Annotated in this window: 13 protein-coding genes and 1 pseudogene; 7 read left to right on the plus strand and 7 right to left on the minus strand. The window is 58.3% G+C overall.

The annotated features are described in order from the left end of the window. Window positions 1-886: pseudogene (locus IC66_RS0140700) on the minus strand (Ulp1 family isopeptidase); the annotation flags it as partial. A gap of 659 nt (window positions 887-1,545) precedes the next feature. Continuing rightward, window positions 1,546-1,803 carry a hypothetical protein gene (locus IC66_RS0140705; protein ID WP_014498629.1) on the minus strand — a complete coding sequence of 86 codons (258 nt, stop codon included), beginning with the start codon at window positions 1,801-1,803 and terminating at the stop codon, window positions 1,546-1,548. A 67-nt stretch (window positions 1,804-1,870) separates the two neighbouring features. On the opposite strand from IC66_RS0140705, the gene IC66_RS0140710 reads away from it, so the two are divergent. The 3 genes from IC66_RS0140710 to IC66_RS0140720 all read left to right on the plus strand — a co-directional run bounded on the left by IC66_RS0140710 (window position 1,871) and on the right by IC66_RS0140720 (window position 2,697). Next, entirely contained in the window at window positions 1,871-2,113 is a 243-nt protein-coding gene (locus IC66_RS0140710; RefSeq protein WP_011090956.1) for a helix-turn-helix domain-containing protein, read from the plus strand. Between the two features lie 114 nt (window positions 2,114-2,227). After that, on the plus strand, window positions 2,228-2,461 hold the full coding sequence (locus IC66_RS0140715; protein ID WP_223153795.1) for a helix-turn-helix transcriptional regulator: 234 nt from the start codon (window positions 2,228-2,230) through the stop codon (window positions 2,459-2,461). Continuing rightward, window positions 2,458-2,697, plus strand: coding sequence for a hypothetical protein (locus IC66_RS0140720; RefSeq protein ID WP_016846398.1), 240 nt, complete (start codon window positions 2,458-2,460; stop codon window positions 2,695-2,697). Before IC66_RS0140715 ends, IC66_RS0140720 begins: the two co-directional genes overlap by 4 nt. A 3-nt stretch (window positions 2,698-2,700) precedes the next feature. Here IC66_RS0140720 and IC66_RS0140725 read toward each other — a convergent pair whose 3' ends face one another. After that, window positions 2,701-2,943: a hypothetical protein gene (locus IC66_RS0140725; protein WP_014498627.1), complete on the minus strand. Its 243-nt coding sequence runs from the start codon at window positions 2,941-2,943 to the stop codon at window positions 2,701-2,703. A gap of 318 nt (window positions 2,944-3,261) precedes the next feature. Then, window positions 3,262-3,540 carry a hypothetical protein gene (locus IC66_RS0140730; RefSeq protein ID WP_014498626.1) on the minus strand — a complete coding sequence of 93 codons (279 nt, stop codon included), beginning with the start codon at window positions 3,538-3,540 and terminating at the stop codon, window positions 3,262-3,264. Between the two features lie 307 nt (window positions 3,541-3,847). Between IC66_RS0140730 and IC66_RS0140735 the strand changes: the two genes are divergently transcribed. The 3 genes from IC66_RS0140735 (at window position 3,848) to IC66_RS0140745 (ending at window position 6,010) form a co-directional block, all read left to right on the plus strand. Beyond that, window positions 3,848-4,132, plus strand: a complete 285-nt coding sequence (locus tag IC66_RS0140735; RefSeq protein WP_038951284.1) for a DUF3892 domain-containing protein — start codon at window positions 3,848-3,850, stop codon at window positions 4,130-4,132. 871 nt (window positions 4,133-5,003) lie between these two features. Next, window positions 5,004-5,228: a hypothetical protein gene (locus IC66_RS47425; RefSeq protein ID WP_154694125.1), complete on the plus strand. Its 225-nt coding sequence runs from the start codon at window positions 5,004-5,006 to the stop codon at window positions 5,226-5,228. A 551-nt stretch (window positions 5,229-5,779) separates the two neighbouring features. Further along, the gene (locus IC66_RS0140745; protein WP_014498624.1) at window positions 5,780-6,010 is read left to right on the plus strand and encodes a hypothetical protein; all 231 of its coding nucleotides are present in this window, start codon (window positions 5,780-5,782) and stop codon (window positions 6,008-6,010) included. 385 nt (window positions 6,011-6,395) lie between these two features. Here the strand turns inward: IC66_RS0140745 and IC66_RS0140755 are convergent, their stop codons facing one another. Together IC66_RS0140755 and IC66_RS0140760 are read right to left on the minus strand one after the other, a co-directional pair. Beyond that, the gene (locus IC66_RS0140755; RefSeq protein WP_011090960.1) at window positions 6,396-6,599 is read right to left on the minus strand and encodes a cold-shock protein; all 204 of its coding nucleotides are present in this window, start codon (window positions 6,597-6,599) and stop codon (window positions 6,396-6,398) included. Window positions 6,600-6,615: 16 nt separating this feature from the next. Next, on the minus strand, window positions 6,616-8,022 hold the full coding sequence (locus IC66_RS0140760; RefSeq protein WP_038951285.1) for a hypothetical protein: 1,407 nt from the start codon (window positions 8,020-8,022) through the stop codon (window positions 6,616-6,618). On the opposite strand from IC66_RS0140760, the gene IC66_RS44525 reads away from it, so the two are divergent. Beyond that, a complete protein-coding gene (locus tag IC66_RS44525; protein ID WP_071916953.1) occupies window positions 8,000-8,179 on the plus strand; it encodes a DUF3892 domain-containing protein in 180 nt (59 codons plus the stop codon). The two genes, IC66_RS0140760 and IC66_RS44525, sit on opposite strands and share 23 nt — an antisense overlap. Before the next feature lie 3 nt (window positions 8,180-8,182). Here IC66_RS44525 and IC66_RS44530 read toward each other — a convergent pair. Next, window positions 8,183-8,622 (minus strand): hypothetical protein (locus tag IC66_RS44530; RefSeq protein WP_240536571.1); only part of this gene is annotated, 440 nt, incomplete at its 5' end.

The raw sequence follows: 8,622 nt of genomic DNA on the forward strand, positions 1-8,622 counted from the left end.
GAAGCAATTCCTCTGGCCAACTGCCAGCTTTCTGCGACGAACTGTGCTGCGCAGCGGCGTCGCCGACCTGCCTCGACTCCTTCAGGGCCGCGTCTTCGGGATCAATATTGCGCTCGAGATCCATCGCCTTAGCGCCGGCCGACGATTTTCGGAGACGATCCAGCGCGACACCGATTTTCGAACGAAAAGCGGAGACTTTCTTATAGCTCTTAACATCTTCATTTAACAACTCGCCGCGAAGCCGACCAACAATACCCTTCTTGTTGTTGTCACGCAGGTAGTCGCTGAAATTGCGAAGAGCGGTTGCATCCCTCTTGCCCATCTCTGACGCTACTTCGTTTTGGTACTCTTTGATGAGTTCCGCGTCCTGCTGATAAGGATTTACCTCAACGTGGCGTGTGATCGGCACGACTTCGCCGGTCGACTGCGAATTTCGGAGATGACCTATTGCTGTAAGAAGTTTCCAGGGCTCACCCTCTCCGCTGAACTCGCGCGCATCTTGAGACAGCGATTTTTTGTCGTCGAGCCGAGCAGAGATGCCCTTTTTGTTATTTGCGGAGAGCCAATGGCCAAAGCCGCGAAGAACACGTAAATAGTTATTGGTGGTGCCTTTGGCGGCCCCGCCCTTCGTAAGGGCCTTCTCAAGCCCCGAGATAAGGCGAGCATCCTCGGAGTAAAGGATCTGATTGCACTGCCTCCCTATCAAAACCTCCGTTGATTGAGCCGGCTGCAGCGCAGCGGCGGCCGGCATTGCTCCACCACCCACACCTGAACTGCTGATCTCTCTCAATTGCCGCTCAAAGGTCGCCGCGGCTGCAGACGGAGCCGCGGGTGAGCTCTCTTGCGGACCCGTGCTGCCCGATTGTTCATGCACCGACTTGGTCAAGGGGAAATCCATCCGTCCTCTTCAAATATGAACCTGGGCTATCGATCTGACATGCCGGGCAATCAGCAACAAACCGCCCTTTACAGCGCCGGCAGGCACGCACCGTGAGCATCGGCAGCGGATGTTCTTCCAAGGGGATCAGCCCTGTATGTTTGTTAAACTTAAATGGGGAAGCTGTCGAGAACCTGATGACGACAATTGCCGCGCCAAGACAGCATGGCGCATGTGCCTGCGCGCTTCGCCGTCAACAGCCGATAGACCGAAGATTCAGAGACAAAATACTGCTCCTCATCGGTGAGGCGTACGGCCAGCTTTCGCGGCGAGGACTATCTCCAGCCAACATCTTTGTGAATCGACGCTGAACATTGACCCATCAAGCACTTGGGACGCCGATCGGCGTCCGGACCCCATATGGACCCCGCCCGATTGCAACGACCGACTTGATCAGGATCGACGGCCACAACTACTGACGTATATCCGGCTTCTTGATGCGGCTGGACAACGTCTTCGCCGCGAGCCTCGATGGTTTTCGCATGCTTCTGTGAATCGGCGCGGGGGTCCGACGCCGATCGGCGCCGGGGTCACTTTTCCGGCACTTGAAAAATCAAGACGTTAGCCCACGAGATAGACTGATTGAGGGGTCAAATTTCGATCCGCATTCACATACGATCGAGCCACTCCTGCTCGTAGGGCAATTCGTCGAGCAGCAGCAGGGCTTTCTTGCTCAGATCCCGCCAGTCTGCGGCGGGCGCCTCAAGGATCCTCTCCGCAATTCCGCATGCGGTGTGGGTCATCTCCTCAACGATCTCGCTGGGAAGCGGCCCACGGGCCAGGTCGGTCAATCGGCGATGGGTGTAGAGAAACTGCGAAAGGGTGGTGGGTCGTTCAGCGGACGGAAATGAGGCGGCTTGCAGCATTGGGCGGGTTCCTTTATTGTGCATCTATCACCTCTATGGTGACAAATGCACTATACAGGAATTAACCATGGTGACAAGTGCACAAATTAGGGCGGCGCGCGGTTTGTTGAACTGGACCGTTCGAGACCTTGCGGAGAAATCGGGTGTGCACAGAAACACCGTGACGAGGGTTGAGACCGACGCGACGGCACCGGGTCATTCGATAGCCGCCATCCGCGCCGCCCTCGAATCTGCCGGCGCCATCTTCCTGGCAGATGGTCAATCGATCGATGGCGGCCCTGGTGTGAGGCTGGCGAAACCGAAGGCCTAGCTGCCCACACCTATCGGGGCGCTTCGGCGCGTCCATAGGGATGTGGGTGCTGCCCTATTGTAAAGCCACACTCCCATTCCAGCGTGCGGCGGCAGCAACGATTCGGTGGCGCCCGTGTCGACCGTTGATCTCAACGCCCTCGCGACAGATCAGTATCTCAACGCCAAGCAAGTTCGCGAGCGCTACGGCAGCGTATCGAACACTTGGCTATTCCGGCGCATGCGCGATGCGGCCTTTCCGCAACCGTCGACGCGCCTCGGTGGCCGCACCAGGTTCTGGCTTCTATCCGAGTTATTGGAGTGGGAGCGGAGCAAGCTCCCTATTGACGCGGACAGCGTAGGCGAATGATGACCAAACGGTTCGCGATCCGCAGTGACGAACCAATCACGGTCGATACACTGGAGCGTTGCTTGGATTGTCTTGCGATCCTAATGGATCAGTCGCCACAAGGCGGTGAAGTCTATCTCCCGATCTTCGAGCGGCTTGAATCAGAGCTTGCCACTGCGAAAGCGAAGGAAGACATGATGGAGCGAGCGCGCGTTAGGGCCGCGCGGTTTATGCAAGAGCACTCGATTAAGAAGTAGCCGCTACGTCTTGGCTGACTTACGGAATTTTTCCGCATTCTCCGCAGCTACAGCTAAGGCCCGCGACAACTCAAGCGCCTGCTCCACTGTCACTTGGAAGTGAACGCCGACAATGCTTGCAATGACGAGCGTGATTTCGTCGTCCATCTGCTCAACACAGATCGCCGCCGATTCATTTAGTTCGATCTCAGCAATTAGTTCGATCTCAGCAATACGTCCGATGAGATCATCCGGTTCATTCGTCATGGCTACAATCCATCCGGCGATTGGGCTCGCGACTGGCGTAGGGTCCGCTCGACAGCAATTCGAGCCCAGAGAACACGAACTGGTCAACTACAAGAATTTGTAGTCGCACACCTACCGCAGTGACCGGCATGATTGCGGACCGTCGCAGCGGAGGCCGCAGACGCAATTTCGGAGGGGGATGTGCCTGCGGCCTAGGGGGAACTGATGAGCGAAAGCTTTAGGGTTGGTTTCGCGATAGCCATCACGGCAGCCGTAGTCGCAGGGGCGTTTTTTGCTATCCGTTTTTTGATTGGCTTTTACGGATAGGATCTCGCCGCCCTACTTCCACCCGAACCTGTCGCAAATCGATGCGATGATTTTGTCGATCGCTATCGCGATGTTCTCATCAGCATATTTTCTGGCCAGGGCGGCAAGTGCGACTATCTGAATCAGAAAAATGCAGATGACGGCCACAAATCCTAAGTGGGGAAATGTGGCCAAATCAATTAGCGTAATGCGCGCGCATATCCAGTAGAATCGTTCCTCGCGGCGCTCATCGGCCTTTTGAGCCCAACAGTCCTGGGGGGGGCGCGGGGGCGACTCGGCGTCGCGAAACATGCGAAACGACGCTGTCCCTGCCACACCCGCGCCGCGGTGAAGTTAGCGGCCACGTGACTCGGCGCCTCCATACCGAAGAAGCGCTGTCCCTATCGCGCGCGCCACTAACTTCCGTGGTCAGCCTTACCGCCTTGAGCTGCAAAACTGACCGCCCCGCCCCCGAGGGGGGGCATCAACCCGCGGGGGGCCCTCGCGTTGTATCGGCGAAAAGCCTCCCGGGCCCCTACCAGGATTGGTTGGGCTGCCTGGGCCGCCACTGAACGCTAAACTGGTCACCCAGCCTTTGCAGCACGAAGGAGAGAGCCCTGTGGTTAAACTCGCACGCGTTCGCTGCATCAATAAGACCGACAGGATAAATCCCCACGAGAGGATTGAAAGTGTCGGAGGTGAATATTCAAACGGAAGTCAATGGAAGCAGTCTGTCGTTCAGACGATCAGAGACATTGAAAGCGGCGAATGGGAGTTCTATGTCGAAGAAGACGGACTCATGGCTGGCGTGGTCGTGGCCGAACACAACGGGCACAAATACATCAAGACAACGGCGGACGGCGTTCAGCCAGACAATCTTCTTTCACTGGCTGAGTGCCCGTGATCCCCACTAGCGACGGCCTCCACGGCTAAGACCCCCCTTCCGCGAGCTAACGCTTTTTCCTTCCGGCCGCCCTGCGCATCCCGACACGGAGCTTCAGGGCCGCCAGCGCGGCGGCGCTCGTCAAACGATTTGCGCTCGTTCCAATCGGCTACGGCGCGGAGACTCGCCGCACCGGCACCAGTGGAGATGGCCTGCTGCAGATGCGAATTGTTTATTCCCTCGGCCCGTTTCGGCTTCGATAAAGTGCGAGAAATTCTCGCACTTTCTCCAACGGCCATTTCTGCCTGCACCTGCTCCCAAATCTCCTTACGTCGCTTGATGTAAAACCTCTCGCACCTAGCCAACCACCGGACATTTGCGGAGAGCGAAGCCGTCTCTTTCCGGTGGACAGCCTTTGGTTGCGATAGCAACTTGGTCGTTTTTCAGGACGTGAGATTTGCTTATGCGCGATTAGCAACTGCCGTTTTCTCGCGTTTGCTCGGATTGCACCTCAAAGCGCGAACGAAGATCCTACCGCCGATTACTGTCATGCAGTGCGATTTTGACCGGTGCGTGATGCTGCTCTACATTTACACGGTCATAATGATCGAGTCGTGGCTCGATTTCTGGCTCGCGTCAGCCCAACGTCTCGCCCCAGCATGCTGCCCGTGCTGGGGTCTCTCTTTCGGAGACTGACTTGGAGTCCTGGCAGCCTGTCGGTCGTGATTGAAGCAAGACAGTCCGTCACCCTTTCGTCAGCTATCGCGAGCGCACCCAGTGCCTTTTATGACTAACCCGCACACCGCAAGCAGCGCGGGCGCGCTGGCGAAAGTCTCACAGGCATGCCACCCGAACCGGTTGGCACACACGCGGCTCTCCTAGAAGAGCGCGTATGCGTGCAGCGATCTTCCGCGCCTCCTTCGGCCCGAGGTTGGGTTTCAAGCTGTCGAGCCTCCTCGGCATTAGACGTCGCGATTTGGCGATCTGCTTGGCTCAAAGACTGATCGGCCGCGCTGGCCTGATTGGCTGCAAACACCGCAAGCGCTTGGGACCGCAGGGACGTGATTTGCTGCTCGAATATGTGCATCCATTGGCCTGTAGCTACCCTGTGTGGTGACGTCGCAAGCGATGGTGGCCAGCCTTCGCCCCTTGGATTGGCAGGGCTGGCCACCTTTGCTCCCGAGGGGCCCAAAATTCCCCCCTGGTGCCACCAAGGAGTATCGCTGAGAAGGACTGGAAGCACCTACCAGTACCAGTGGGTTGTCGCGCCCCCGCGTGCATGCCATATCAAAGTGCTCGGCCTGCAAATGTTCGAGCTGGCTCCGCTCATAGGAGTAACCGCCGTGCCTAGGACCGAAGTGGTAGCGGCAATCCAAGCATTCACGGACTACGTCCGTAGGCCAAGCCATACACCGGCAGAAGACACGTACGCGCCACAGCGAACTGAAGAACAGCTGGCCGATTGGCGATCCCGGGTTGAAGTTATCTGCTCAAAAATGGACGCGGTGGCGGATTGCCCTCTTTCGACCTTATCCGAATTCGAGGCGCTCAGACGCGAGATGGGGACAGATTTTCCCGCAACACCACCCGCTTTACTAAACCGTGTAGCGGACGCATTTTTACGCTGCGGGTCGGCGGATGCCGGCCCCTTAATCAGGACGGAGCCGGATGATGCCTAGCACATTCTCGCTGCACAAGATCGACGAAGCTATACGCGACCTCGAAGAAAAAGTTGCTCACGGTGCAGAAATCAGCCGCGAGGAGCTCGCGAGCGGCATTCTGCGGATTACGAAGCGTCTTCGAGATGAACTCGAAGCCGCGCTCAAGGTAATCGATAGCCTCAAGGATCACACCGGGCTCACGGTGGCAGCCGCGCGACCTAAACAGCGGGAACGTTAGCGGCCACGTGACTCGGTGCTTTGGGGTGGACCGATAAAGCGCTGTCCCTATCGCGCGCGCCACTAACTTCGCCCGGTCAGCCTCAAGGGAGGGAGAAGCTGACCGGGCAACGTATCCTCCGGACGAATGCCCTAGAGCAACTACCAGGATTGTGGGCGGTGACTTGGCAATCAGTCTCGGATCGCAGGCAGCGCCGTGGCGAGTCGCCATCGGCAACTTACTACCAAGGAAGGTACAGCGCGACGAACAGTACCAAGAGGATTAGAGCGCACGCCCACGCGAACAATAGCGCCTTATCCATCGGCCGATTCCGATCGATCTCCTCGGCCGCCCGCAGCGGCGTACCACTGCGGCCTTTCTGTTGAGCAACACAATGGGTGGTGCATCACTCGATTCGTAGATTTTCCGCCGACTCCTTTCCGCGATTTTTCACGATGTCGAAGCTGACTTTTGCGCCCTCTGCGAGCGAAGTAAAACCAGCCTTCTCAACCGCGGAGATGTGGACAAAGACGTCATTGCCGCCGGAATCCGGTTGAATGAACCCATACCCCTTTGTTGGGTTGAACCACTTCACTGTCCCAATTGCCACCTTACTTCTCCATTTTTCAAAAATGAAAAGTAGTGCGCGACTCCGACAAAAGAATGGCTTGTCGCGACGCGCGTCCGCAGGCCATACGGGTGGCACCGATCTTACATCCTCGCCAGGACGCTAAGCGCGTTCTGACCTGCCACGTTGATGTTGTTGGCGTTGGTGCCATCGCCCTGTTCGTTGGCTGAGAACACGTGCAAACCCAATAGTGGCGGAGCCGCGTACGCGGCTGCTCCACCGACCTGAGTAGTATTCGTCCGCCTGCAAGAACCCCCTGACCAATGAAAACGTTGGTCGCATCCACGCCAATACCGGAAACCGCGGCTGCTGAGTTCGTGACCAGACCAATGCGTGATGCATACGAAATCTGCGTCGCATCTTCGGCCAGCCCGAATACAGCCGACACCTGATTGCCTGCGGACGCTCTCGCCTGCCTCACGGTCGCGCTGGAATAGGTGTATGCGAGGCCGCTATCGATCGCCGCTGCGGATGCCGTCACGCGGTTATAGGCATTCCACACGCCGAGGTACCCAGCCACACCGCCAGACCCCGAACCGCCAAGAATCCAATCAAGTTGCGACGATGCATTGCTGCGCGTGGTGCCTCCGCGCCACGCTGCCGGCCCATTGGTGATGGCTTGATTGTTGAGCCAGATACCATTGACCTGGCCCAACGCCGTTCCAGCCGAGCGCACCGTGTCGCTTGTCCAGTCGGGACCGTGAGGCAGCCGCAGCGTACCGCTGTCGTTCCAGACAAACCAGTCATTGACCTTGCTGGCGCCGATCGCCGCGGGGTTCTTGGTGATGTCGGTCGTCGCGATCGACAACTCGGCAAATGTCGTCATCGTGAGTTTGGTGCCGTCATAGATTGGCACCTGATTGCCGTTGTAGAGCGCATAGTACAGCGTCGTTTTGGCGCTCTGCGTCGTCGTCATCACGGGCGTTGCGCTCACCAGGGTCAGGCGACCTTGCGGCGGAGACAGAACCCCGAGATTGCCACGTGACGTTTGAGCACTCGCCACGTCCGACAGATTGTTGGCGCTCGACAGATCACCAGCCCCAGGCTGGCCCACCACGTTGAAGTTCCAGTCCGCGAGCGTGCCGCTGCCGCCGGTCTTGTCGGACGTCATGGTCAGCGTCGTGCCGCTGTAGGTGACGAGGCCTTCCATCCAATTCGCCGTGTTCGCCGCCGAGCTAGCCCGCACGCGAGCGCCATTCTGATAGGCGAGGCCGGCCTGCGTGGTGAACGCTTTGGATCCGGTGCCGATAGCGAGCGACGTGGCCGAAGTGCCGCCATACGTGGGGGCGTTGGCCCCCGCAGCACCGGTTGAGCCCGTGGCGCCAGCATCCCCCTTCGACGCCAGCAATTGCCAGTATGTCGCATTCGGAGGCGTGTGGTTGGTGTGGCCGAGATCGGAGGTCATTCGATCGATCGAGAACGGGACCAATACATTCTTTACGTTGGTCGGCGGTAAGCGCGCGGACGTTGGCGTCGTTAGCGGCCCGAACGGAAAATATGTTCGAACTCACGCTGACGGCTACTACAACGATAACCTACTAGCTCTGCCGGAGTGTCCGTGAGTTTTAGTCAAGTAAATCGTCCGCCTCCTCTGCCGGCGCCCAACTGATCTTGCTCGCATCGGCCGGTGTCGCGCCCATACTGCTTAGGCACAGCCTCAGTAGGCTGAGCGATTTTGTACCCATCTCCGCGCCGCTTTGCAGGCGAGCGCGCAAGACTGATGCGATGGAGACAAGACAACGGTGAGATGCATTGAGCCATGGCAACTCGCTGGCGAATTCACGCCATGCATTGGCCTGTTGCTCGTTTAGCCAAGTGGGTGGAGCGCCGATTTCGGCACCGGTTGGATCGTTGCGTTTATAGCGGCCAGCATTGATGATGTGCCGGCCTTCAACCAGCGCCTTGGCGGCCGGCTTTCTTGGTCGTGGCATTTTGCCCCTGGGGGTCCGAATTGCAGATGCGCGTGAAATGGGGGGCCGCCGGTAGCTAGTGGCGGGGGGGGGGG

It is taken from the genome of Bradyrhizobium genomosp. III, assembly GCF_000261705.1.
GTDB lineage: Bacteria > Pseudomonadota > Alphaproteobacteria > Rhizobiales > Xanthobacteraceae > Bradyrhizobium > Bradyrhizobium ottawaense.

What these genes read in the sequence shown, in the direction of transcription:
- IC66_RS0140705 (WP_014498629.1), bottom strand. Translation starts at nt 1,803, where the DNA reads ATGCTGCAAGCCGCCTCATTTCCGTCCGCTGAACGACCCACCACCCTT.
- IC66_RS0140710 (WP_011090956.1), top strand. Translation starts at nt 1,871, where the DNA reads ATGGTGACAAGTGCACAAATTAGGGCGGCGCGCGGTTTGTTGAACTGG.
- IC66_RS0140720 (WP_016846398.1), top strand. Translation starts at nt 2,458, where the DNA reads ATGATGACCAAACGGTTCGCGATCCGCAGTGACGAACCAATCACGGTC.
- IC66_RS0140725 (WP_014498627.1), bottom strand. Translation starts at nt 2,943, where the DNA reads ATGACGAATGAACCGGATGATCTCATCGGACGTATTGCTGAGATCGAA.
- IC66_RS0140730 (WP_014498626.1), bottom strand. Translation starts at nt 3,540, where the DNA reads ATGTTTCGCGACGCCGAGTCGCCCCCGCGCCCCCCCCAGGACTGTTGG.
- IC66_RS47425 (WP_154694125.1), top strand. Translation starts at nt 5,004, where the DNA reads ATGCGTGCAGCGATCTTCCGCGCCTCCTTCGGCCCGAGGTTGGGTTTC.
- IC66_RS0140745 (WP_014498624.1), top strand. Translation starts at nt 5,780, where the DNA reads ATGATGCCTAGCACATTCTCGCTGCACAAGATCGACGAAGCTATACGC.
- IC66_RS0140760 (WP_038951285.1), bottom strand. Translation starts at nt 8,022, where the DNA reads ATGACCTCCGATCTCGGCCACACCAACCACACGCCTCCGAATGCGACA.